Genomic DNA, 23,315 nt, shown 5'->3' with positions numbered 1-23,315 from the left:
GATGATCACTCGTCTTTCGGCGTTGCGGTGGGACTCGCCACCGCTGCGGGCGCCTGCGGGTCGAGGCAGAACAGCTCACGCAGCGCGTTGGCGTAGTCGGTGTCGGCCGTCTCGGCGGCCAGCTGCTTGACCCGCACCGTCGGCGCGTGCAGCAGCTTGTCGACCACGCGGCGGACCGTGCGGCCGACCTCCTCGCGGACCCCGGCGTCGAGGTCCGGCAGGCGGTTGTCCAGCCGCAGCAGTTCGGCGTCGACCACCTCGGCCGCCCGGCGCCGCAGCGCCGTCACCGTCGGGGTCACCTCGGCGCTGCGCTGGCCGGCGAGGTACTCGCGCACCTCGTCGAGCACGATGCCGGTGGCCTTCGCGGTCTGCCGTTCGGTGGTCGGGGTGCCCGCTTCCCGCATGCGGCGCTGGATGGTTTCGAGGTCGACCACGGTGACGTCGGCCAGTGCGGCGACGTCGTGGTCGACATCACGCGGGAGGCCGAGGTCGCAGACGACCAGCGGGCGCCCGGCACGGGCCGGGACGTGTGCGGCGGTGAAGACCGCGGCCTGCGCGCCGGTGCAGCAGACGACGACGTCCGCCTCGGCGACCGCGTCCGCGATCCCGCTCATCTGGACGGCCTTCGCGGGCACTCCCTGCTCGACGCTCGCGGCGGCGAGGCGGGCGGCCCTGGCCTCGGTGCGGTTGGCGATGGTGATCTCGCCGATCCCGGACTTGCGCAGCTGCGACGCGGTCAGCGCGCCCATCGAACCGGCGCCGATGATCAGCGCGTGCTTGCCCGCGATGTCCCCGGCCGCGGCGAGCGCCTCGGAGACCACCGACGCGCCGAGCTGGTCGAGCCCGGTCTCGGTGTGGACGCGTTTGCCGACGCGCAGCGTGGTCTGGATCAGCTCGTGCAACGTGCGGCCGACGGTGCCGGCCTCCCGCGCGGTGGCGTAGGAGGACCGGATCTGGCCGAGGATCTGCGTCTCGCCGACGACCATCGAGTCCAGCCCCGAGGTGACCGAGAACAGGTGCTCGATCGCGGCGCCGGCGTAGTGCACGTACAGCGACTCGTAGAGGTCTGCGGGCTGCATGCCGGCCTGGCGGGCGAGCACGTCGGAAACGTCGTTGAGGCCACCGTGGAAGGTCTCGACGACGGCGTAGACCTCGATGCGGTTGCAGGTCGAGACGAGGATCGCCTCGCTGACGTGCTCGGCCTGCTGCAGTTCGTGGAGCACCTTGGTCACGTCGGTCGCGGGGACCGCGACGCGCTCCAGGGTGTTCAGCTCGGCACTGCGGTGCGAAAGCCCGACCGCCAACACGCTCATTTCAGCGCACCACCATTCCGTTGCCGTGGCCGTTCACGCTGCCATTCTCGGCGCCCCCGGGGCCACTGTCCCCTCCGCCGTTGCCGTTAGCGGCCAGATCGGCGCGACGAGCGACGTGGAACGACAGGATCTGCAGCTCGACCGCGAGATCGACCTTGCGCACCTCGATATGTGCCGGAACCTGCAGCACGACCGGGGCGAAATTCAGGATGCACTGCACGCCACCTGCGACGAGCCGGTCGCAGACCGACTGCGCGGCGGTGGGCGGAGTGGCGATGACGCCGATGGAGATCTGCCGTTCGGCGCAGACTTTGGGGATCTCGTCGAGATGGGAGACCGGGAGACCGCCGACCGGGACGCCGACCAGATCCGGGTCGAGGTCGAACAGCGCCTCGACCGGGAACCCGCGGCCGGGGAACCCGCCGTAGTTGGCGAGCGCGTGCCCGAGGTTACCGATGCCGACCACGGCGACCTTGTGCTTGCGGGTCAGGCCGAGGATGCGCTCGATCTGGCTGACCAGCACCTGGACGTCGTAGCCGACGCCGCGGGTGCCGTAGGAGCCGAGGTAGGACAGGTCCTTGCGCAGTTTCGCGGAGTTGACGCCCGCGGCCTGCGAGAGCTCCTCGCTGGAGATCGTCGTCGCGCCCTGCTCGGCCAGCCCGGAGAGAACACGGAGGTAGACGGCGAGGCGGGCGACGGCGGCTTCGGGGATCGACTTCGCGCGGACCGCTTCCGGCTCGGCGGTGGTCTCGACGGCGGGCATCTCCGCGGTGGGCGCGTTGTCGGCGTCCGGTGTCACCCGGGTGCGCCGGCCTCGTTGCGACACCACGCTTGTCCGCTCCCTCTTGTCCCTGCTGACGACATGAATCGCCCGAACCTGGAAAACGGCTCTTGACCCGCCGCGCTGAGTCCGGTTCGATGCCGGGCGCTTTCGGAGGCGACGTATCTACGGTAGCCACTTGTGAACGCAGGCACAAAGTCACTGGTAGGTGCTGTGGTCAGTCTCTCTAGCGCGCGTTGACCGTCACCTTGTGCCAGCCGGTGGCTCCATCCGGGACTGTTCCGGCGATCTCCTGCGTCTGCGTGTAGCCGGACTGATCCGTGGCTCGCACCGCGATCTCGTGCTGACCAGCGGCGACGTCGACCTCGGTCCACCACATCCGCCAAGTGTCCTTCGACGTCTCCGCCGACAGGACGGCCTCCTTCCACGGCCCCTGGTCGACCCGGACCTCGACCTTCGCGACACCGGTGTGCTGTGCCCACGCGGTCCCGGACACCACGACCTTGCCCGCGTTCACCGCCGAACCCGGCGCGTCGATCCGCGACTGCGTCTTCACCGGCGCTTCCTTGGCCCAGCCGCGGTCGAGCCAGTACGCCTTGCGCTCCGCCCAGGTGGTGATCTCCAGCTCGGTCACCCATTTCGTGGCGGACACGTAGCCGTAGAGCCCGGGGATCACGATCCGCGCGGGGAAGCCGTGCTCGATCGGGAGCGGTTCGCCGTCCATGCCGAGGGCGAGCATCGCGCCGCGCCGCGGATCCAGGGCGGCTTCGACCGGGGTTCCGCAGGTCCAGCCGTCGACGCTGGTCGCGAACATCTGCTCGGCGCCGGGTTTCACGCCCGCCTCGTTCAGCAGATCCCGCAGGTCGATGCCGATCCAGCGCGCGTTGGAGATGTACGGGCCGCCGACCTCGTTGGAGACACAGCACAGGGTGACGTCGCGTTCGATCAGCGGCCGCGAGCGCAGATCTTCATACCGATAGGTGACCTCGCGGTCGACCATCCCGCGGATCTGCAGGCTCCAGTCCTCGGTGCGGACCTGCGGGACCACCAGCGCCGTGTCGATCCGATAGAAATCCTTCGAAGGAGTGAGGTACGGCGGGGTGCCGAGCTTCGCGAAATCCGCGTCGGGCGGTATCGGCGGCGCGGTCCTCGCCGCGACGAGCCTGCCGACGGCGGCCCGCGACTCCTCCGCGTTCTTCCTGGTCCCGACGATCTGGCCGGTCAGCGCGGCGACGCCGGCGCCCGCCGCGACGGACGCGCCGGTGATCAGCACCCTGCGCCGGTCCGGGCCTTCGCCTTCACGGTCGTCGAAGAACACCTTCGGGCGGAAGAACGAATGCAACCGCGTGAACACGATCAGAGCGACGACGGTGGCGATCACCGGCGCCAGCAGCGCGATCTGCCCAAGGTCGGTGCGCACGAAGACGGCGGCGACACCTGCCGCGCCGAGGACGCCGACGATCACCTGTCCCGGCAGTGGATTGCGGCGCGAGAGCTGCCCGGCGAGCAGCGCGAACAGCACCAGCACCACGGCCAGGCCGATCTTGAGGACGGGCTTGTCCCAGGTCTCCAGCGTCCGCTCGGCCCAGGCGACGACCGCGTGCGGGCTGTGGTCGATGACGAAGTTCGCGACGGCGACGAACGGCGAGGCCGTGTACCCGACGAAGCCCGCGACGAGATGTCCCACGCCGAGGGCTGCCGCCAGTGACAGGAGCCCGGTCAGCGCGGCTTGCGGGAAGGTGAGCCTGCGTTCGTCGTCCACGACTCCATCTTCGGAGCGAATCGGCCATTGAGGCGGCCGATCGCCCCTTACGAGTGTGTTACGCCAATGCTTTCCGGAGCCTGTCCTCTTCGACGCGCCAGTAGCCGTGCTCGGCGTCGTCGACGAGGATCACCGGCACGCGGTCGCCGTATTCGGCCCGCCATTCGGGATCGCTGTCGACGTCCTGGGCCGACCAGGCGACGCCCAGCTCGCCGCAGATCCGCTCGATGTCCTGTTCCGCGACCTCGCACAGGTGGCAGCCCGTGCGGGTCATGACGGTCACGTGGTGGGCCATGCCCCAATCCTTACCTGAGGCGCATCCTGCGCAGCTTCCCGGTGGCCGAATGCGGCAGCGACTCGGCGAACTCGACGGTGTGCGGCACCTTGTACCCGGCCAGGTGCTCGGCGCAGTGCTCGACGACCTGCTGTTCCGACAGCGAAGCGCCCGGCGCGGGGACGACGACGGCCTTCACCGCCTCGCCGGTCCGCTCGTCGACGACGCCGACGACACCGGCCTCGACGACCTCGTCCAGCATCGAGATCACGTTCTCGACCTCGTGCGGGAACACGTTGAAACCGTTGACGATGATCAGGTCGTTGGCCCGGTCCACCAGGTGCAGGTCGCCGTCGGTGTCGAGGTAGCCGACGTCGCCGGTGCGGAACCAGCCTTCCTCGTCGGGACCGTGCGAGCCGTCGGGCCAGTAGCCGGAGAACAGGTTCGCGCCGCGGATCGACACCAGGCCGGTGCCGCCGTCCTCGTCGAAGGCGTCACCGAGGTCGTCCGGGTCCAGCGGGACGGGCTCCGCGTCGCCGTCGCTGTCGACCAGGCGGAGCTCGACGCCGGGCAGCGGCCGCCCGACCGAACCGGGCTTCGGGTAACCGGTGACCAGGGTCGTGGTGACCACGGGCGCGCATTCGGTGAGGCCGTAGCCCTCGTAGACGTCGAGTCCGGTGGCGCCGCGGAGGGCGGTGAGGATCTTGGGGTGCAGCGGCGCCGCACCCGAGGTCATCCGCCGCACGGTGGAGAGGCCCTGCCCGAGTTCCTCGGGGTCCATCGCGGCGAATTCGGCGTACATCGCGGGCACGCCGGCGATCGACGTCACCCGGTACTCGGTGCAGTCGGCCAGCGTGCGCTCGGCGAGGAAACGCTCGGACAGGATCGCCGTCGCGCCGACCGCCGTGGTCTGCAGCAGGCCGGGGCCGAGGCCGTAGACGTGGAACAACGGGATGGTGATGAGCACACGGTCGCCGTGCACGAGCGGAGCCGGGGTGATCCGGCTCAGCTGGTCGAGGTTCGCGAGCAGCGCCCGGTGCGACAGCATCACGCCGCGCGGCGGGCCGGTGGTGCCGGAGGTGTACGAGATGACCGCAATGTCCTCACCGGCGCCGGACGCTTCGACCGGTTCGGCTGCTCCATCCGAGGTAACAGCCGGTGAGAGGCTTGTCACCCCGTCGGGGAGTTCCTCGGTGGGTTCGCGTTCGAGGACGAGCCGGGCGCCGCTGTGCTCCAGCAGCCCGTTCAGTTCCGCGGCCGGCCCCTGCGGCGAGATCGGGACGACCACCGCGCCCGCCCGGAGCGCCCCGAACAGCGAGACGGCGAACGCGGCCGACGTCGGCAGCCGCAACGCCACCCGGTCGCCGCGCTCGATTCCCGCGTCGAGCAGGGCGCGGGCCAGCGTGTGGGCGGCGTTGTCGAGTTCCGCCCAGGTCAGCGCGACACCTCCGCCGGTCTCCTGGACGGCCGCCTTGCCCGGCCACTGACGAGCGGCCTCGGCGAGCAAAGTGGGCACACTTGCATCGGCAACCTGCTCCGCGCTCAACTGCGAACCTCTTCCCTCGGTGTACGGCGTTGCCAGTTTGTCATCCCGGCCACCGTCATGGGGGTCACTCGCTTTCGTCGCAGTTCCGTAACCCCGGCACCGCTACCTACTTCGCGGTAACTACACGTATGCTGCTGTGCGTCGTCGAGTGGTGTTGATCACTCGATGGTGAGAAAGGGAGTCCGGACGTGCAGATCTTGCAGGCCCACGCGGCGGTGGGACATGCGGGCCGGTCCTCCCTGTCCGGAACGGGAGGTGGACCGTGACTCTTCCCGCGCCCAACCCCGTCTCGATGCTGGCTGGCCACATCCTCCGCCGGAGCGGTTTCCCCGCGGCGCCGTCGGCCCGGCCCAAGGTCGAAGAAGGCACTGACGCCGCCGAAGCCGCGAAGGCCGAAGCCTGGGAGCTGGTCAGCGCCGCTCAGGACGGCGACACCTCCGCGTTCGGGCGGCTCTACGACCGCTATGTGGACGTCGTCTACCGGTACGTCCTGTTCCGCCTCGGCGACCGGGACCTGGCCGAAGACGTCACCAGCGAGACGTTCCTCCGCGCGCTGCGCCGCATCACGTCGGTGAGCTACCAGGGGCGTGACGTCGGCGCCTGGTTCGTCACCATCGCGCGCAACATCATCCTCGACCACGTGAAGTCGAGCCGGTTCCGCCTCGAGGTGGTCACCGACGAGGTCGCCGAGCCCAACGGGGCACCGATCGGGAACGTCGGCGTGCAGGCCGTCGCGGGGCCGGAACAGCAGGCCATCAGCCGCGCCACCCGCGCCGAACTGCTGCGGTGCGTCGCCGAACTCGGCGAGGATCAGCGCGAGTGCATCGTGCTGCGGTTCATGCAGGGGCTTTCGGTCGCCGAAACCGCCGCGATCATGAAGCGCAACGAGGGCGCCATCAAGGCCCTTCAGCACCGCGCGGTACGCCGTTTGGCACAACTTCTGCCCACAGGACTGCGTTAAGGTTCCATATTTATGCCTCACCCGGCCTTGCCGTAACCCTTGGGCGTCCCCGCTCGTTTTCACTGCCAGACCGGTGTCAGGACCGGGCTGAGCAGATGGAGACTTCGCCGTGGGCGTGCCGGGATGGTTCGCGCGGGAGCGGGCGGACGGTGACCGCTTCGCCGACCTTGTCGACGGCACCGAATCCCCGGACGACGACGAGTTCGCGCACGAACTCGCGCTCGTCGGCGGCTTGCGCGAACTCGGCGCCGGCGGCGCCCCCGACGCGGAGACCCGGCAGCGGATCCGCGACGAGATCGCCGGACGCCTCGCCGAAGCCGAAGCCGCGCCGAAGCGACGTGGTCACGCCATCGCCAATCTCGCCGCGGCCGCCGTCGCGCTCGTCCTGGCGCTCGGCGGGATCACCCTGTTGCTGTCCAAGGACGCGTTGCCGGGCGATCCGCTCTACGGCATCAAACGAGCGGGTGAATCGGCCTCGCTCGGGCTCACCTTCGACGAGCAGGACAAGGCGAAGAAGCATCTGGAGTTCGCCGCGAACCGCGTCGGCGAGCTGGACGAGCTGACCCGGCAGGGCGCGCCCACCGCCGCGTATTTCACCGGGCTCGCCGATTTCGAGACCGATCTCCGCGCCGGCGTCTCGCAGCTGACGGCGCTCGTCACCGATCAGGGTGGCCAGGCCCGGCTCGCCGAGCTCCGGTCCTGGGCGCGTCAGCAGTCCGACCGGCTCGGTCTCCAGATCGACTACGCCCCCGCCGAAGCACGCGACAAATTCGACTCGGCGCGCGTGCTGCTCGAGAGGGTCCAGGCGCGCACGACGGATCTCGGCTCGCGCCTGGTCTGCTACACGATCACCACGGGCTCGTCCGACGAGCTGGGCGCGGTCCCGGCCGCCGGCGACTGCGTCCGGAATCCCGACTCCCCCGACGCCGTCCTGCCGCCGGTGACGTCTTCCCCGCCGTCGTCCGCTCCGTCCGCGACGCCGACGCCGACCTCGGTGCCGCCATCGTCCGGTGTGGACACCGCGGCCCCGACCGGACCGCTCGCCCCGCCGTCAGGAGGCACGCCGCCGCCCGTCGTGGCCACGCCCGGCCCGACGACGAGGACGGTGCCGCCGACGACCACCACGCCACCGCCACCGCTGGTTTCGATTCCGCCGCTCATCCCGGGGTTACCGCCGATAGTCATCGGCTGACTCGGTGTCACGTGAGGCAGGCGCCACACCCGGGACAGCGTGGTCGGCCGCTCGCTACGCTGTGCACAGGCACCTGGGATTCCGGAGGCGGTGTGCGTGTCAGTGTGGCGGGGCAGGGATAAGAGTCAAGAGCTCGAACGGCTGGCCGAGCTCGCGGGCGAGGCGTCGGCCGAGGCCGCCATGGCGACCGCGTCCGCAGAAGCCCTCGAACCGCCCGCGCCGCCCGCGCCGCCGGACCTGACGGCGGCCGCGTTCTTCGACGTCGACAACACCATGATGATGGGCGCGTCGATCTTCTACTTCGCCCGCGGCCTGGCCGCGCGCAAGTTCTTCACGTCCGCCGATCTGGCCGGATTCGTCTGGCAGCAGGTGAAATTCCGGCTCGGCGGCCGGGAGAACAAGGAGGACATCAAAACCCACCGCGAGCGCGCACTGTCCTTTGTGGCCGGTCGTACCGTGCAGGAACTGACCGACATCAGCGAAGAGATCTACGACGAGCTGATGGCGGACAAGATCTGGTCCGGCACCAGGGCGCTCGCGCAGATGCACCTCGACGCCGGGCAGCGTGTCTGGCTGGTCACCGCGACCCCGATCGAACTCGCGGCCATCATCTCGCGGCGCCTCGGCCTCACCGGCGCGCTGGGCACCGTCGCGGAGACCAAGGACGGCGTCTACACCGGCCGTCTCGTCGGCGACCTGCTGCACGGCCGCGCGAAAGCCCACGCCGTGCGCGCGCTGGCGTCACGCGAAGGGCTGAATCTCAAGCGCTGCACGGCGTATTCGGACTCGCAGAACGACGTCCCGATGCTGTCGGTCGTCGGGACCGCGGTCGCGGTGAACCCCGACGGCGGCCTTCGCGACGTCGCGCGGGCACGCGGCTGGGAGATCCGTGACTTCCGGACCGGACGCAAGGCCGCGAAGATCGGCGTGCCGTCGGTGCTGGGCGTCGGTGCCGTGGCCGGTGCCGTCGCGGCGGGCATGGCCTACCGCAAGCGCTGACCCGCGTTTAGTCCTCTGGATGCGGTCCTTGCGCGTGCAACTACCGCATCCAGAGGACTAAACGCGTGAGGGTGTCTAGCCCTTGAAGACGCTCTTCCGCTGCGAAAGGCGTTTGTACAGCGACTGCTGGATCGACTCCCGCACCTGGTCGGTCAGCGTGAACACCAGCATCGGGTCGTCCACGGCGTCCGCGTCGTAGGTGTCCGTGCGGATGGGCTCGCCGAACTCGATGCTCCACTTCGTCGGCAGCGGGATCGCGCCGAGCGGGCCGAGCAGCGGGAAGAGCGGCGTCACCGGGAAGTACGGCAGGCCGAGCACCCGCGCGAGCAGCTTGATGTCCCCGATCTTCGGGTAGATCTCCTCCGCGCCGATGACGGACACGGGGATGATCGGCGCCCCGGTCCGCAGCGCGGCGGAGACGAAACCGCCGCGGCCGAACCGCTGCAGCTTGTAGCGCGACGAGAACGGCTTCCCGATCCCCTTGAACCCTTCCGGCCAGACCCCGACGAGTTCTCCCTTGCGCAGCAGGCGTTCCGCGTCGGCGTTGCAGGCGAGCGTCTGCCCGGACTTGCGGGCGAAGGAGCCGATCAGCGGCAACTGGAACACCAGATCCGCGCCGAGCCCGCGCAGGTGCCTGCCGCCCGGGACGTGGTCGTGCACGGCCACGGCGGTCATCAACGCGTCGAGCGGCACCGTGCCGGAGTGGTTCGACACCAGCAGCGCGCCGCCGTCGGCCGGCAGGTTCTCGACGCCGAACGTGTCGACCCGGAACCACTTCTCGTACAGCGCGCGCAACGGCGGCAACAGCAGGGTCTCGGTGAGTTCGGCGTCGAAGCCGAACTCGTCGACGGTGTAGTCACCGGTCAGCCGGTCACGCACGAACGCCAACGCCGTCCTGAGCGAGTCCGGGAGGAGGTCCGCGTCGGCGGGCCTCGTCCGGGCGGGCGAGACCCGCGCCGCCCCGGGGAACTCGACGACGGGCGCGTCGGCCCGGCGTTCGGAGTCCAGATGGTCCTGAGCTTCTTCCGACTCGCGAAGATCCCGTTCCGCCTGCGCGGCCGCGTCCGGCTTCTCTCTGCCGGGGCCGTGCAACGGGATGACCTGCGCTTCAGCGCCGCTCACGTTTTCCGCCTCGCCTTCGTGAGAGTTCTCGTGTGGCCTGCTCACCGGTGCGCCGCCTGTCCGGTCGCCGCGGCCACCAGCACCTTGCCCGCGAATCCGGCGAGCTTGCCGCCGTCCACCACGGGCCGGAGCCCGCGGCCGGTGATGTAGTCGTCGAACGCTTCCCGCGTCGTCCACCGCGGGGTGTAGCCGAAGTCCTTCTTGAGCTTCGTGATGTCCACGACGCGGCCGAAGTTCAGCAGCCGGACCTGGTCGGCGGAGAAGTCGACCACCCGCGCTCCGCGCAGCACCTTGCCGACCGACGGCACGACGCCGCTGGGCATCGGCAGCTCGACCCGCCCGGCTCGCCGGATCGCCTGAGAAAGGGTGAGTACCCCCTCCGACCCGACGTTGAACACGCCGGGTTTGTCGTTCAGCGTCGCCTGTTCGAAGACGGCCAGCGCGTCCGAGGCGTGAAGCAGCTGGATGCGCGCGTCGTAGCCGAAGACGGTCGGGACGACAGGCAGCGCGAAGTAGCGCGACAGCACCGTGTCGATCTCCGGGCTGATGATGTTGGCGAACCGGAGGAGCGTCGTCGTGATGTCGGGACGGCGGCGCATGAGCCCGCGGACATACCCCTCCATCTCGACGGCGTCCTTCGCGTAGCCGCTGGCCGAGGTGGGGATGAGCTCCGAATCCTCGGTGAAGACGGCCTGCGAGCGCGCGCCGGCGCCGTAGACGGCGGCCGTCGACTTCACCACGAGCTTGCGCACGAGCGGCGAGCGCTGGCAAGCCGCCAGCAGCCGCATCGTGCCGATGACGTTGACCTCTTTGATCGCCGTCCGGCGAGCCGGGCCCGCCGGATGCGCGGTGCACGAGGCGTGCACCACGGTGTCGACCTTGGCCGTGCTGATCACCTTGGCGATCAGCGGATTGCGGATGTCGGCGCGGACGTACTCAGCGTGCCCCATGCGCTGCAGTACCGACTTCTGCGGGGGCGTGGTGTCCACGCCGATCACCCGCTCGAACCCCGGATTGTTGCCGAGTCTGGCGAGCAGCTTCCCGCCAAGGTCTCCCCCGACCCCGGTCACGAGCACGATGTTCGACGGCATAGGACTCCCTGCGGCTTTGGGCGGTTCTCGGACTTTCGATCACGGGGTCCTGATGACCTTGAGCGCTGGTCCATCGACCGTGTGTGCGCGAACCTGCACTCATGGGAAGCATCGCGCGGCTGCCCTTGAGATGTTACCGCTCATTAGGGGTAGTCGAGTCAGCGCTTACATGCTATTAACCCGCTGCTCGCAGAGGGGATCCACGTCTCACTCGAATGGGCGGAAACCGCCCACGAAATGGGAATGGCCCGTCCAGAAACTGGACGGGCCACTCACCGGCTGTGTCTTACTTGCCGGCCTTCCTACGCTGAACGCGCGTCCGGCGCAGCAACTTGCGGTGCTTCTTCTTCGACATGCGCTTACGGCGCTTCTTGATCACAGAGCCCATCGTGAGCGCTCCTTCCTTCGTCGTCGGTCACGCTGCCCGGCGCAGCGTCCAACGGGTGGAGCGCACAGGCACGAGCGGTCTTCCAGGGTACTCGCGCCCCGGAAGACGCCCTCGGGCGGGCACGTTGTGCTCCGCGGACCGAGCCTCAGCCCACGTCGAAGTACGCGCCTTGCAGATACTCGTGTACGGCCTTTTCGGGCACTCTGAACGACTTCCCGACGCGCACCGCGGGCAGCTCGCCCGAGTGAACGAGGCGGTAGACGGTCATCTTGGAGACCCGCATCAGCGTGGCCACCTCGGCGACCGTCAGGAACTGGACCTGGCCCACTGAGGGCAGATCATCCTTCTTGTTCGGCGGCATGATTCACCGTGTCCTTCGACACGTGTCGCGCCACGAGGCTTCCCCACCTGTGGTATCGACACGCACGTGCTCTCCTGAGAGTAGCGGGACACGTGTGGCTAAAGCGACGCGAGTCACCGGGATGGGCCCGTCCGACTACGCATTTCGTCCTCTGGATGCGGTGGTTCGACGTCGAACCACCGCATCCAGAGGACTAAACGCGGGGTTCGTGGGCGCGGCCCAGCTCGGTCGAGCGGTCCTTCGCGGCCTCGATGGCGGCCAGCAGCGCCGCGCGGACACCGTGCTTCTCCAGCTCACGGATGGCGTTGATGGTCGTCCCGGCGGGCGACGTGACGGCTTCGCGCAGCAGCACCGGGTGTTCATCGGACTCGGCGAGCATCTTCGCCGCCCCGACCGCCGACTGGATGATCAGCTGGCCGGCGAGCGCCCGCGGCAGGCCGAGCAGAATCCCGGCGTCGATCATGGCCTCGACCAGGTAGAAGAAGTACGCGGGCCCGGAGCCGGACAGCGCCGTGACGGCGTCCTGCTGCGACTCGGGCACCTCGACGACCTGCCCGACGTGCGAAAGCAGGTCCTTCACCACCGCGATGTGCTCGGCGGTCGCGTGCGCGCCCGCGGAGACCGCGCTCATGGCCTCTCCCACGAGCATCGGGGTGTTCGGCATGACCCGCACCACCGGGACGCCGTCGGCCAGCCTGCGCTCGTACAGGGCGGTCGGCAGGCCCGCGCACAGCGAGACCACCAGGGAGTCCTCGCCGAGCAGCGGCGCGAGCTCGTCCAGCACCGGCTCGATGTCCTGCGGTTTGACCGCGACGACCAGCACGTCGGCCCGGCGGGCGGCGTCGGCGACGCCGACCCCGTGCACGCCGTAGCGCTCGGTCAGCTCGGCCGCGCGCGCCGGATACCGCTCGGTGAACAGGAGGTCGTCCGGGCTGTGCCCGCCGTGCAGCAGGCCCGAGAGCAGGGCCTCCCCGATCTTCCCGGCACCCAGAACCGCGATCACGCTCATGCCTTTCAGCGTGCCAAACGGCCGTCAGGCTCCAGGCGCCGGGGCAAGCGCCAGCTGCCGCGCCTGGCAGACCAGCCTGCCCTGCGAGTCGACCACGAGGGCGTCCGAGTCGAACCAGGCCTCGTGCACCGATTGGCTCTGGACGATCACCCGCAGCCAGCCCGGCGCCGGCCGGGTGCGCAGCAACGCGGTCAGCTGCACGGTGGGCGCCCAGCCGACCCGGCCGAGGTTGTAGACCACCGGCGGGTTCACGTCGCTCGCGAGCAGGGCGAAGTACGGGTCCGCGAGCCCGTGCCGGGGCCGGACCCACAGCCGCATCCTCGGCGGATCGCCGATCCGGCCGTGCAGGTAGCCGACACTCGCCGGGTCGAGCCGGACTTCGCAGCCCTTCGCGAGGTTGAAGAGGCCTTCGGAGGTCTCGCCGGTCACGGGCACCGCGCCGGGCGGCGGCTCCGCGGCCATGGCCGGGACGTCGGTCCACTCCGGCCGCCGCATCGGCAGCCGTCCGGTGGTCACCCTGGCCTCGACGCAGCTGCGGCCCCGCTGCTCCAGCAGGACCCCGACGACCGAGGCGCGCCTGCCGACCTTCCGGACGTCCATGCGCAGCAGCACCGGCCCCACCGCGGGCGGATGCAGGAACTCCGCGCTGATCGCGAGCGGCTCGGACGGCGGCTCTCCGCGTTCGTGGAGGAACGACAGGGCGGCCCGTGCCATCAGAGCCATCAGGAAGCCGCCGTGGGGGTGTCCACCGATCGACCATTCAGTACGGAGTACCGCCGTGAACGTGCCGTCACCCAGTGATCTCGTCGCGCATGCCTCGTCGAAGGAGGTGCTCGTTTCGTCGGTCGCGCTCACCGAGCACTGACCCAGGCCACGAGCCGATCCATCGGGGTGCGGGAGATCAACAAGCGCAGCTGGTTCACGGTCGGAACTTTACGTGTACCAGCGCCTCGGGCGCAGGGAGGAATGAATCTCCGCACCTGGAGACGATCTTTGTCACTGACCGAGGTGCAGCCTCGCGAACAAGAGTGACTCCGCGAGATCCCGCGACCGCTGCGCAGCGCTCGGCGACCGCCGGGTGTTGATCTCCAGCACGACCTGTCCGGAGAAATCGCTGCTCACGAGCTTTTCCAGCAGTTCGGCGCAGGGTTCGATGCCACGACCGGGCACCAGGTGCTCGTCCTTCGGGAGCCCCGTGCCGTCCGCCAGATGGACGTGCGCGAGCCCGGGACCCATTCGATCGGCGAGCGCGAGGGCGTCCATCCCGGCTGCCGCTGTATGGGACAGGTCGAGCGTGTAGTGGCGAAACCCTACGTCCGTAGGGTCGATCGACGGCCGGAACGCCGACACCCGCGACGTCCGCGAGCCACCGGGCGGGCGGACCTTGAACATGTTCTCCACCGCGATCTCGATGCCGCTGGCTTCTTCGAGCTCGTCGACGAGGTCGCCGAACGCGTCGCCGTAGCGGCGCTGCCACCGGAACGGCGGATGCACCACGACCGTGCGCGCGCCCAGTTCCTGCGCGGCTTCCACCGACATCCGCAGGCGCACCACGGGATCCGGCGACCACACGCGCTGGGTGATCAGCAGCGAAGGCGAGTGGATCGACAGCACCGGCACCCCGGTGCGCCGCGACCACCGGCGCAACGCGGAGACGTCCTGGCTGACCGGGTCGGCCCAGACCATCACCTCGACACCGTCGTAGCCGAGGTCGGCGGCCAGCTCGAACGCCACTCCCGCCCGCAACGGCCAGACGGACGCCGTCGAGAGGCCTACCGGAACCTGCTGAACCATTCCGGCATTCTTCCCGAGGCCGCTAACGGGCGACCAGCAGGAGTGCGGCCGGTGAGACCGTCACCACCAGTCCGACCAGCACCGCGAGCACCAGGGTCTGCAGATCCTCCGCCTTGCGGATCTTCCGGACGATCCACACCAGCGCGACGATCACCAGCAACGCGGCGACCAACGCGGCGGCGGGAAGGTTAACCCACAGCCAGTTGAAGCCCAGCCACACCGCGGCACCACCGACGACGCCGAGGGCGAGCTGACCGGCCAGCGCCAGCCACTGCTTCCCCGGCGAGGCCTTCTCGGCGGGCGCCGCGGGCTCGTCGACGACCTCCTCGGCCTGATCGTCGTCGTAGTCGTCCTCGTACTCGTCGGCGCGGTAGCCGTAGTCGTCACGCTCGAAGTCCGGGCCGCCGTCCGGATACGCCGGGTCGGCGAACTCGCGCTCGTAGTCGTCGAGGTTGTCCTGACGGTCGCGATCGTCGAGGGAGTGCGGCGGCACGAACGGCATCGGCGCGGGATGCCCCATGGTGGGCGGTCCGGCGTCGAACGGATCCGGTTCGGGCTCGGGGTCCGGCTCGACGGGCGCGACCGGGGGCGGCACCGGCGGGATGCCGCCGATCTCGGTGTCCTCGGACTGCACCTTCTGCCTGCGCTTGCGCCATCCGGCGAGCCCCGCGGGCGGTGCCGCCGGTTCGACGGGCGCCTCGGGTTCGGGCGCGGCCTCTTCGCCGACCGCGGCGAACTGCTCGGTGCTCGGCTCGGCCTTCGGCTGCGGCGGGCGGGCCGCCGGACGACGGCGCCGCGCCGGCTGGGCGGGCGGCGTCGCGAACGAGCCGCTGGCCATCGGGCCGGGCGGGTCCTGGACGTCTTCGGCCGGGGCGTCGAGGCCACCGTCGAGTCTCGCCGAAAGCCCCGACGACGGGGGCCCGGCGGGCGGTTCGGGACGGCGGCGGACCGGCGGCACCGCGCCGCGGGTCTCCTCCGGGCCGGGCGGACGCGGACGACCGCGCGGGGGCAGCCCCTCGGAATCCGGCGGACGCTGCTGATAGCCGGACTGCTCCTGCGGCGGTGTCGGCCGCACGAACTGACCCGACTGCTGCGGCGGGCGCTGCTGGTAACCGCTTTGCTCCTGCGGCGGCGTCGGCCGGACGAATTGCCCGGATTGCTGCGGCGGACGCTGCTGATAGCCGCTCTGCTCCTGCGGCGGGCGCACCGGCGGCGTCTGCCGGGTCGGGGCGTTCGGCGGCACCGGCAGCGGCGCGGAATCCTGCTGCGGCTGCGGGAGCGGACGCGCTCCGGAGTCTTGCGGGCGCGCGCGGCGCGGCGGACGGTTGGCGGGCGGCGGGGTGTCGCCGGACACCCGGTCGATGATCGCCTGCGGCGCGGTGTCACTCACCGACGGCGCGCGCCGTCCGCGAGTGGGCTCGGGAGCCTCGTCCTCGTCGTCGGCCGCGCGGCGTCGCCTGCGGCGCCCGCCTTCGGGCTGGGCTCCATGCTGCGCGAGCAGCTCCGCCACGGTCTTCTGTGGCTGGCCGCTCTCTGTCTCGTCCGTCATACCGTGCTGTCCAATGCGCGCTCGAGCCGTTGTGAACCGGCACGCGACGGGGCATCGGCGGCGTCGCGCGCGCTATCCACCGTCATCCGCATTTCCGTCACCTCTTCACCGTGCCCGTTCTCCGTCGACTAAGTCCAGTCGGGCGCTGCCGCCCACAGTCTCGTCCGCACCGTTCGAATGGTCCAGCCGTCGAAGGATGACACCTTCTCGCAGCGCCCACGGACAGATCTCCAGTTCTTCCAGGGAAAGCGCCCGCATGGTGGCTTGTGCGACGAGCGCGCCGGCCACCAGCTGATGCGACCTGCTCGCGCTGACCCCCTCGAGCTGGGCCAGGTCCTGGGCGGTCATCCGGGAGATGAACGCGATGAGCTGGCGCAACGCGGTGTCGGTCAGGGTACGGCGCACATGCGGCCCGCTGGCCGACGGCGCCGCTCCGGTCAACCGGGCGAGTGACCGGAACGTCTTCGAGGTCGCCACGACACGATCGGGTTCACCCAATTTGGCGACCTTCTTCGCGAGCGGGGCGAGTTGTTCTTCGAGCCACACCGAAGTCGCGATGAGCTCCGAACGGGACGGCGGATCGTGCTGGAACCGCGTCCGCGTGGTCCGGCCCGCGCCCAGTGGCAGCGATTCGGCCAGGTCCGGCTCCTCGTCGCGGCCCATCGCGATCTCGAGCGAGCCGCCGCCGATGTCGAGCACGAGCAGCTTGCCCGCCGACCAGCCGAACCAGCGGCGGACGGCGAGGAAGGTGAGCCGGGACTCGTCGATCCCGGAAAGCACCTTCAGTTCGACGCCGGTCTGCTCCTGGACCTTCGCCAGCACCTTCGGGGCGTTCTTGGCTTCGCGGACCGCGGAGGTGGCGAACGCCATGACCTCTTCGCAGCCCAGCCGGGCCGCGGCCGCCTTCGCCGATTCGACCGCGCGTACGAGGCTGTCCGCGCCCGCGCGGCTCAGGTCGCCGTTGCGGGTGATCTGCTCGGCGAGGCGGAGGACGGCCTTTTCGGAATGCATCGGGGTCGGGTGGGCGCCACGGTGGGCGTCGACCACGAGCAGGTGGACGGTGTTGGAACCGACGTCGAGTACCCCTAGGCGCACGAGCGTCTACGGTACCCGCCCCCACGTGAGGTCACGAAACCGTAACCGTGATCTGTATCGCAGGGGCGGGGGCTGAAGGGGACTTTCCCCGCATGCGATGCGAGGAAAGCGTCCTTCACCGCGTCTTATGCCGGGAAAGTCCCCTTCAGCTCACGTCTCGAACTTGTAGCCCAGGCCGCGGACGGTGACCAGGTGCCGGGGCGAGCCCGGGTCCGGCTCGATCTTCGACCGCAGCCGCTTCACGTGGACGTCGAGCGTCTTGGTGTCGCCGACGTAGTCCGCGCCCCACACCCGGTCGATCAGCTGCCCGCGGGTGAGCACGCGGCCCACGTTGCGCAGCAGGTACTCGAGCAGGTCGAACTCCTTGAGCGGCAAGGAGACCTCCTGGCCGTCGACGGTCACCACGTGCCGCTCGACGTCCATCCGCACCGGCCCGGCGGTCAGCACGAGCGGGGCGAGGTCGCCTTCGGAGCCCGGCTCGCCGCCGCGGCGCAGCACCGCCCGCACCCGCGCGATGAGCTCACGGGCCGAGTACGGCTTGGTGACGTAGTCGTCGGCGCCGAGTTCCAGCCCGACGACCTTGTCGATCTCGCTGTCGCGCGCGGTCACCATGATCACCGGTACCGCGGAACGCTGCCTGAGCTGCTTGCAGACGTCGGTGCCGCTCATACCGGGGAGCATGAGGTCGAGCAGGACGATGTCGGCGCCGTTGCGGTCGAACTCCTCGAGCGCCTGCTGCCCCGTCACGGCGACGGCGGCGGTGAAGCCCTCTTTGCGGAGCAAGAACGCGAGCGGGTCGGCGAACGACTCTTCGTCCTCGACGATGAGAACCCTCGTCACAGGTTTCCTCCATGGTCGGGGCTTTCTTGCCCTGTTGCCACGAGACGGGGTGTCCGCTCGGGGGTCTTCTCCGGCCGGGAGGCCGGCGGAGCCTGTTTCACGGGCGCGGCCGGTTCGGCGGGGATGTGCGCGGGGATGCGCAGGGTGAAGGTCGACCCGGTGCCGGGACGGCTCCACAGGCCGACCGAACCGCCGTGGTTGGCGGCCACGTGTTTGACGATCGCCAGCCCCAGCCCGGTGCCGCCGGTCGCCCGCGACCGCGCCTTGTCCGCGCGGTAGAACCGCTCGAAGACACGCTGCTGCTCGTCCTCGGCGATCCCGATGCCGCGGTCGGTCACCGCGATCTCGACCTTGCCGTCGACCAGCCGCCTGCTGATCGACACCGGGCTGCCCGGCTGCGAGTACGCGACGGCGTTCTCCAGCAGGTTCGACAGCGCGGTGACCATCAGCGTCCGGTCGCCCTCGATGAGCAGGCCGCTGGCCGCGTCGGTGGTGATGGTGATCTCGGCGGATTCCGCCGAAAGCGTCGTCCGGCCGAGCGCCTCGCGGACCACGGCGTCGACCTCGACGACGTTGAGGTCGGGCAGCCGCTCGGCGCCCTGCAGCCGCGACAGCGCGATCAGCTCGGTGACCAGCTGGCCGAGCCGGGTCGACTCGCGGAGGATCTTGCCGCCGAAGCGGCGGACCTCCTCGGTGTCCTCGGCGGCGTCGAGGACGGCCTCGGTGAGCAGCGCGATGGCACCCACCGGCGTCTTCAGCTCGTGGCTCACGTTCGCGACGAAGTCACGCCGGACGGCTTCGAGCCGGATCGCCTCGGAGTGGTCGACCGCCTCGACCACGGTGAACCCGTCGCCGAGCGGGCGGACCTCGCCGAGGACGGCCTCGGGCTGACGGCCCCTCGCCTCCAGCGGGGAAAGGTCGATCTCCATCGGCTCGTCGGTCTCGACCACCTGCTCGGCGGCTTTGCGGGCCCGCGGATCGGCCTGGTTGACCTTCACCAGGCCGAGTTCGTAGGCACGCGGATTGTGCAGGACCATGTCGCCGAACCTGTTGAGGACGACGACGCCGTTGTTGCTGGACCGCACGAGGCGTTCGAGCAGTTCGGCCACGGTGGGACCGGTCGGTCGCCGCTCCTCGCGGCGGGCGCGGCCCCTCGCGATCAGGAAGCCGAAAACCACACCGACGATCAGTCCGCCGACGGCCAGGGCGAGTGCAACAGGCGTGGTCACAGGGGAATCGTAAGCGCGTGGGTAGTCTTTTGGCCTAGTCCCGGCCGCGTACTCGTGATGCCTATGACACCTGGGGAGCCCCTGTTCGCCTGCAGGTCGGCCGCCGTTCACGTGGCCGATCCCTGGCCGAGATCTCCTGGGTGAGCCGGGTCACCCGAACCGGGGACATCGTCGCCGCGTGATGCCCGGATTCCGACTTTCGTCGTGATCGTTCACCGGTGAATAGCGACGTTCCCGTCACGGCCCCCGGGGAATGTTGGAAGACTGTCGCCGTGGAACTCGTCAGTGACATCTCCCTGATTCGCGGAGAAGAAGAGCTGTTCGACCGGACGGCTCATCTGTTCGTCGCGGCGACCGACATCGCGTGCGCGGCCGACGACCTCTACACCTGGGCGCTTTCGCGGCCGTCGCTCACGCGGCAGGGCGAACGGCTGGTGCACGACAAGCGGATCCGCAAGCTGTACCGCCCCGGCGTCCTGCTGAACGAGCAGACCGCGCAGCATCTGCACCACCTGTCCGGTCTCGGCGCGCAGATCCGGATCGGCACCGAGGAGATCAACGAGACGATCCTGCTCGACGAGCGGGTCGCGATCATGGCCGGCGACGAGGGCAAGGCGGTGCGCTCCTACAGCGTCATCTCGCGCCCCGAGCTGGTGCAGGGCATCCTGTCGCTGTTCGAAACCGCCTGGCTCGCGTCCACCACCCTGGAGACGTTCGACGCGCGGTTCGCCGACATCCGGATGGAGGCACCGCAGATCCTCGAGTTCCTGACCACCGGCTGCAAGGACGAGAAGGCCGCGAAGAGCCTCGGCATGGGCGTGCGCACCTATCAGCGTCGCGTCTCGGAGCTGCTGGTCGCGCTCGGCGTGACGTCGCGCCTGCAGGTCGACGCCCGGGCACGGGAACTCGGCCTGCTGTGAGGCGCTGGGCGGGGTTGGCCGTGCTGCTCGCGCTCGCGGGCTGCACCACCACGGTCTCCGGCGCCGCCCGGCCCGAACCGGAGAGCCCGCCCGCGAACCTCGCGCTGGTGGATCCGGCGAAGACGGCGTCCGTGCTCACGGCGGTGAAGACGGCCGCCGAAGCGGTGTTCTCCTACGACAGCACGGCCGTGCCCGCCTACGAGAAGGCACTCGCCGACAACGTGACGCCGGGCGCGCGCGACGAGCTGGCGAAACTGTTCGCCGAGGTCCGGAAATCGGCCGAGCCGATCAAGCTCGTGACCAAGGTGATCGTGTCGGCGGCGGTCGAGCAGACGCCGGACAAGGCGCGGGTGCTCACGGTCCTGGACCAGAGCAGCACCAGGGCCGGTGCCACCAGCAAGGGCATCGCGTCGGTGCTGCTCGCGACCGTCCGCGAGGGTGACCGCTGGCGGATCGGCGAGGTCAAGGTGAATCCGGCGGACTCCCCGCCCGCGGCGGAGAAGCCGGGCGCGGGCGACCGGGTGTTCGCGAGGGTGCGGGATTCCGCGCGGGACGGTGCCCTGCGCGCCGCGGAAGCCCTGCTGAACGTGAATCCGGCCGACCCCGAAGGCACGTACGCCCGCTACGAGTCCGTGTCGACCGGACAGTTGTTGAGCCAGTTCCAGCAGGACAAGGCGGCGCGGCTGAACCAGATCCGGTCCGGCGGCACGAAGGCGTCGCCGGCGCCGAACCCGGCCGCGGCTGTCATGGAGGTCGTGGACGACAAGGCGAGCGTGCTGCTCTTCGCGACGTCGGACGTCACGGACGCGGCCGGGCAGGCGTCGAAGCGGTACCTGCCGATCGTCCTGCGCCTCCAGCGGCTGCCCGAGGGGTGGAAGGCGGCCGGCATCGAGTCGGTCCAAGCCCTCCCCTGACGCAATTCGTCCTCTGAACGCGGTGGTTCGAGAGCGAACTACCGCATCCAGAGGACGAAATGCGTGGGTCTAGCGGCCCTGGTTCGCCACGGCGGCCGCGGCTTCCTTGGCGGCCTCCGGGTCCAGGTAGGTGCCACCGGCGGTGACGGGCTTGAGGTCTTCGGTGAGGTCGTAACGCAGCGGGATGCCGGTCGGGATGTTGAGCCCGGCGATCGCGTCGTCGGAGATGCCGTCGAGGTGCTTCACCAGCGCCCGCAGCGAGTTCCCGTGCGCGGCGACCAGCACGGTCTTGCCCGCGCGCAGATCCGGCACGATCTCGGACTCCCAGTACGGCAGCAGCCGCGCGACGACGTCCTTGAGGCATTCGGTCAGCGGGGCGGCGTCGCCGAGGTCGGCGTAGCGCGCGTCGCCCACCTGGCTGAACTCGTCGGCCGGGTCGATCGGGGGCGGCGGGGTGTCGTAGGAGCGGCGCCAGAGCATGAACTGCTCCTCGCCGAACTCGTCGAGGGTCTGCTTCTTGTTCTTGCCCTGCAGCGCGCCGTAGTGGCGCTCGTTGAGGCGCCAGTCGCGCTTCACCGGGATCCAGTGCCGGTCGGCGGCGTCGAGCGCCAGGTTGGCGGTCGAGATCGCGCGGCGCATCAGCGACGTGTGCACGACGTCCGGCAGCAGGCCGGACTCCGCGAGCAGCCGCCCGCCCTTGCGCGCCTCCTGCTCGCCCTGCTCCGACAGCGGCACGTCCACCCAGCCGGTGAACAGGTTTTCGGCGTTCCACGTGCTCTGCCCGTGACGCAGCAGCACCAGAGTCCCAAGCTCAGCCATGGGGTTCAGCCTGCCAGAGGGAGCGGAAGCGCCGGTCAGAGGGCTGCGCTTGACCTTGTTTCTACGGAGAGTGCGTTACCCGCGAGTAACACCTTCACCCGTCCAGAAGACGGGTTGCCAACAAGTCCCGTTCCCTGGAAATCAGGCTGCACTCCGTTATCCCGGTTTTCGAAGTTCACTCGAACGGAGTAACCGGTAGTCTTGTGATTACAGGTGGAGATCTGACAGGTTGACTAGGTCCCGCGCGGCCGGATTCCACGCACTCCCCGGCTCGACGCGGGTGACGACCGCGACTCGTCTCCCCCCTGCCGAGTCGCGGCGCCCGCCGGCCCCGTTGGCATCCCCCTCGTCACCGGGTCCACCTTGGCGGGAACTTCAGCGGGGCGGCTCGAGATCGCGACTCCCCCCTCCCTCGAGCCGTCCCGCCTGTTCACGTCAGTCCAGCGGAGGCGCGGACGGCAGATCCGAAGCGGTCGCCATCGCGGGTTCCGCCGGACGGCGCCGCTTGCGCAGCCACCACACCAGCGCGGCCACGGGAACACCGAAGACCAGCAGGAACGGCGCCATCGCGCCGATCGCGGTCAGCAGGCCGCCGCCGAAGGTCAGGAAGGCGTCCCAGCCGCCGGCCAGCCCACCGAGGAAACCGCTGCGGGACTCCTCCGACGCCGCGACCGTCTCCGCCTTCACCTGCAACGAAATCGTCGACATGGCGACACTGCCCGCCAGGCTTTCGCGCCGCTTCTGGAGCGACTCGAGCTCGGCTTCCCGGCTCGTCAGCTCGCTCTCCACCGAGGCGATCTCCGAAACCGACGTCGCCCTCGCGAGCAGTGCGCGGATGCGCTCGACGCTCGCCCGCTGGGTGGCCAGCCGCGATTCGACGTCGACCATCTGCTCGGTCACGTCCGTCGCGGTGACCTCGCGCCGGACCTGCTTCCCCAGCTTCCCGAGCTGGTCCAGCACGCCGTCGAGGCGTTCGGAGGGCACGATGACGTTGACCGACGCGCGCTTCTCCTGGGTGCTTTCCTGCCCGGTGTAGCCCGCGGCGCCCTGGGTGATGACGCGCACCTGCGAGATCACGTCGGCGACGTTCGGGGCGGTGAGCTCCAGGCTCGCCGTGCGCACCAGCTTGCGGTCGGTGATCCCCGGCTGCCCCGCGGGCGCCGGGGCCTTGTCCGAACCGGCCTTGCTGTCGGTGGCTTCCTTGTTGGGCACCCCTTCTTTGGGCGCCGCCTGCTTGGTGTCCGCCGACATCGGCATCGCGGCCGACTCACCGCCGGAATCGTTCGCCGAACAGCCCGCCAGCGCCAGCACGATGCCGGCGGCCGCGACCCATCTCACTCGCTTGTGCATGAAAAC

Annotated in this window: 23 protein-coding genes; 5 read left to right on the top strand and 18 right to left on the bottom strand. The window is 70.0% G+C overall.

Annotated features, from left to right (window positions below; translation table 11 throughout):
• Window positions 1-5: 5 nt before the first annotated feature.
• From AMK34_RS19570 to AMK34_RS19550, 5 genes are all read right to left on the bottom strand, one after another.
• Entirely contained in the window at window positions 6-1,313 is a 1,308-nt protein-coding gene (locus tag AMK34_RS19570) for a glutamyl-tRNA reductase (RefSeq protein WP_073846228.1), read from the bottom strand.
• A 1-nt stretch (window position 1,314) separates the two neighbouring features.
• Window positions 1,315-2,142 (bottom strand): redox-sensing transcriptional repressor Rex, encoded by an 828-nt coding sequence (locus AMK34_RS19565; protein WP_378418400.1) that lies wholly within the window; start codon window positions 2,140-2,142, stop codon window positions 1,315-1,317.
• 178 nt (window positions 2,143-2,320) lie between these two features.
• Window positions 2,321-3,856 carry a molybdopterin-dependent oxidoreductase gene (locus AMK34_RS19560; RefSeq protein WP_073846227.1) on the bottom strand — a complete coding sequence of 512 codons (1,536 nt, stop codon included), beginning with the start codon at window positions 3,854-3,856 and terminating at the stop codon, window positions 2,321-2,323.
• A 58-nt stretch (window positions 3,857-3,914) separates the two neighbouring features.
• Window positions 3,915-4,151: a glutaredoxin family protein gene (locus tag AMK34_RS19555; RefSeq protein ID WP_038520134.1), complete on the bottom strand. Its 237-nt coding sequence runs from the start codon at window positions 4,149-4,151 to the stop codon at window positions 3,915-3,917.
• Between the two features lie 10 nt (window positions 4,152-4,161).
• On the bottom strand, window positions 4,162-5,646 hold the full coding sequence (locus AMK34_RS19550; protein WP_143202490.1) for an AMP-binding protein: 1,485 nt from the start codon (window positions 5,644-5,646) through the stop codon (window positions 4,162-4,164).
• A gap of 292 nt (window positions 5,647-5,938) precedes the next feature.
• On the opposite strand from AMK34_RS19550, the gene AMK34_RS19545 reads away from it, so the two are divergent.
• The 3 genes from AMK34_RS19545 to AMK34_RS19535 all read left to right on the top strand — a co-directional run bounded on the left by AMK34_RS19545 (window position 5,939) and on the right by AMK34_RS19535 (window position 8,828).
• Window positions 5,939-6,637: a sigma-70 family RNA polymerase sigma factor gene (locus tag AMK34_RS19545; RefSeq protein ID WP_073846225.1), complete on the top strand. Its 699-nt coding sequence runs from the start codon at window positions 5,939-5,941 to the stop codon at window positions 6,635-6,637.
• 109 nt (window positions 6,638-6,746) lie between these two features.
• Window positions 6,747-7,829 (top strand): DUF5667 domain-containing protein, encoded by a 1,083-nt coding sequence (locus AMK34_RS19540; protein ID WP_083649907.1) that lies wholly within the window; start codon window positions 6,747-6,749, stop codon window positions 7,827-7,829.
• Between the two features lie 96 nt (window positions 7,830-7,925).
• Entirely contained in the window at window positions 7,926-8,828 is a 903-nt protein-coding gene (locus AMK34_RS19535) for an HAD family hydrolase (RefSeq protein WP_016330921.1), read from the top strand.
• 75 nt (window positions 8,829-8,903) lie between these two features.
• Here the strand turns inward: AMK34_RS19535 and AMK34_RS19530 are convergent, their stop codons facing one another.
• The 11 genes from AMK34_RS19530 to AMK34_RS19480 form a co-directional block, all read right to left on the bottom strand.
• Entirely contained in the window at window positions 8,904-9,995 is a 1,092-nt protein-coding gene (locus tag AMK34_RS19530) for a lysophospholipid acyltransferase family protein (RefSeq protein ID WP_073846224.1), read from the bottom strand.
• On the bottom strand, window positions 9,992-11,041 hold the full coding sequence (locus tag AMK34_RS19525) for an NAD-dependent epimerase/dehydratase family protein (protein ID WP_038520149.1): 1,050 nt from the start codon (window positions 11,039-11,041) through the stop codon (window positions 9,992-9,994). Before AMK34_RS19525 ends, AMK34_RS19530 begins: the two co-directional genes overlap by 4 nt.
• A 286-nt stretch (window positions 11,042-11,327) precedes the next feature.
• Window positions 11,328-11,429, bottom strand: a complete 102-nt coding sequence (locus AMK34_RS19520) for a 30S ribosomal protein bS22 (protein ID WP_007030867.1) — start codon at window positions 11,427-11,429, stop codon at window positions 11,328-11,330.
• 145 nt (window positions 11,430-11,574) lie between these two features.
• Complete coding sequence (locus AMK34_RS19515) at window positions 11,575-11,790, bottom strand: helix-turn-helix domain-containing protein (protein WP_016330918.1); 216 nt, start codon at window positions 11,788-11,790, stop codon at window positions 11,575-11,577.
• A 193-nt stretch (window positions 11,791-11,983) separates the two neighbouring features.
• The gene (proC, locus tag AMK34_RS19510) at window positions 11,984-12,799 is read right to left on the bottom strand and encodes a pyrroline-5-carboxylate reductase (RefSeq protein ID WP_073846223.1); all 816 of its coding nucleotides are present in this window, start codon (window positions 12,797-12,799) and stop codon (window positions 11,984-11,986) included.
• A gap of 24 nt (window positions 12,800-12,823) precedes the next feature.
• Window positions 12,824-13,654: a thioesterase family protein gene (locus tag AMK34_RS19505; protein ID WP_016330916.1), complete on the bottom strand. Its 831-nt coding sequence runs from the start codon at window positions 13,652-13,654 to the stop codon at window positions 12,824-12,826.
• Between the two features lie 141 nt (window positions 13,655-13,795).
• Window positions 13,796-14,593, bottom strand: a complete 798-nt coding sequence (locus AMK34_RS19500) for a sugar phosphate isomerase/epimerase family protein (RefSeq protein WP_037333006.1) — start codon at window positions 14,591-14,593, stop codon at window positions 13,796-13,798.
• A gap of 22 nt (window positions 14,594-14,615) precedes the next feature.
• Window positions 14,616-16,142 carry a hypothetical protein gene (locus AMK34_RS19495; RefSeq protein WP_073846222.1) on the bottom strand — a complete coding sequence of 509 codons (1,527 nt, stop codon included), beginning with the start codon at window positions 16,140-16,142 and terminating at the stop codon, window positions 14,616-14,618.
• 105 nt (window positions 16,143-16,247) lie between these two features.
• A complete protein-coding gene (locus tag AMK34_RS19490; protein ID WP_037333010.1) occupies window positions 16,248-17,237 on the bottom strand; it encodes a Ppx/GppA phosphatase family protein in 990 nt (329 codons plus the stop codon).
• A 150-nt stretch (window positions 17,238-17,387) separates the two neighbouring features.
• Entirely contained in the window at window positions 17,388-18,077 is a 690-nt protein-coding gene (locus AMK34_RS19485; RefSeq protein WP_005167072.1) for a response regulator transcription factor, read from the bottom strand.
• Window positions 18,074-19,306 carry a sensor histidine kinase gene (locus AMK34_RS19480; protein ID WP_038520162.1) on the bottom strand — a complete coding sequence of 411 codons (1,233 nt, stop codon included), beginning with the start codon at window positions 19,304-19,306 and terminating at the stop codon, window positions 18,074-18,076. Before AMK34_RS19480 ends, AMK34_RS19485 begins: the two co-directional genes overlap by 4 nt.
• A gap of 272 nt (window positions 19,307-19,578) precedes the next feature.
• On the opposite strand from AMK34_RS19480, the gene AMK34_RS19475 reads away from it, so the two are divergent.
• Window positions 19,579-20,226: a LuxR family transcriptional regulator gene (locus tag AMK34_RS19475; protein WP_073846221.1), complete on the top strand. Its 648-nt coding sequence runs from the start codon at window positions 19,579-19,581 to the stop codon at window positions 20,224-20,226.
• Window positions 20,223-21,140 carry a hypothetical protein gene (locus tag AMK34_RS19470; RefSeq protein ID WP_073846220.1) on the top strand — a complete coding sequence of 306 codons (918 nt, stop codon included), beginning with the start codon at window positions 20,223-20,225 and terminating at the stop codon, window positions 21,138-21,140. Before AMK34_RS19475 ends, AMK34_RS19470 begins: the two co-directional genes overlap by 4 nt.
• A 69-nt stretch (window positions 21,141-21,209) precedes the next feature.
• Here the strand turns inward: AMK34_RS19470 and AMK34_RS19465 are convergent, their stop codons facing one another.
• Complete coding sequence (locus AMK34_RS19465) at window positions 21,210-21,959, bottom strand: phosphoglyceromutase (RefSeq protein ID WP_038520169.1); 750 nt, start codon at window positions 21,957-21,959, stop codon at window positions 21,210-21,212.
• 435 nt (window positions 21,960-22,394) lie between these two features.
• Window positions 22,395-23,309: a DUF4349 domain-containing protein gene (locus AMK34_RS19460; RefSeq protein ID WP_038520171.1), complete on the bottom strand. Its 915-nt coding sequence runs from the start codon at window positions 23,307-23,309 to the stop codon at window positions 22,395-22,397.
• Window positions 23,310-23,315 lie beyond the last annotated feature (6 nt).

Origin of the sequence: Amycolatopsis sp. CB00013, assembly GCF_001905755.1 — a bacterium.
Lineage (GTDB): Bacteria > Actinomycetota > Actinomycetes > Mycobacteriales > Pseudonocardiaceae > Amycolatopsis > Amycolatopsis japonica.
Note: the sequence above shows the minus strand (reverse complement) of the source record. Positions and strands in the feature narration are given on the sequence as shown.

Coding starts and splice junctions, on each gene's coding strand:
- AMK34_RS19570 (WP_073846228.1), bottom strand. CDS start 1,313: ATGAGCGTGTTGGCGGTCGGGCTTTCGCACCGCAGTGCCGAGCTGAAC.
- AMK34_RS19555 (WP_038520134.1), bottom strand. CDS start 4,151: ATGGCCCACCACGTGACCGTCATGACCCGCACGGGCTGCCACCTGTGC.
- AMK34_RS19525 (WP_038520149.1), bottom strand. CDS start 11,041: ATGCCGTCGAACATCGTGCTCGTGACCGGGGTCGGGGGAGACCTTGGC.
- AMK34_RS19520 (WP_007030867.1), bottom strand. CDS start 11,429: ATGGGCTCTGTGATCAAGAAGCGCCGTAAGCGCATGTCGAAGAAGAAG.
- AMK34_RS19515 (WP_016330918.1), bottom strand. CDS start 11,790: ATGCCGCCGAACAAGAAGGATGATCTGCCCTCAGTGGGCCAGGTCCAG.
- proC (WP_073846223.1), bottom strand. CDS start 12,799: ATGAGCGTGATCGCGGTTCTGGGTGCCGGGAAGATCGGGGAGGCCCTG.
- AMK34_RS19500 (WP_037333006.1), bottom strand. CDS start 14,593: ATGGTTCAGCAGGTTCCGGTAGGCCTCTCGACGGCGTCCGTCTGGCCG.
- AMK34_RS19495 (WP_073846222.1), bottom strand. CDS start 16,142: ATGACGGACGAGACAGAGAGCGGCCAGCCACAGAAGACCGTGGCGGAG.
- AMK34_RS19465 (WP_038520169.1), bottom strand. CDS start 21,959: ATGGCTGAGCTTGGGACTCTGGTGCTGCTGCGTCACGGGCAGAGCACG.
- AMK34_RS19460 (WP_038520171.1), bottom strand. CDS start 23,309: ATGCACAAGCGAGTGAGATGGGTCGCGGCCGCCGGCATCGTGCTGGCG.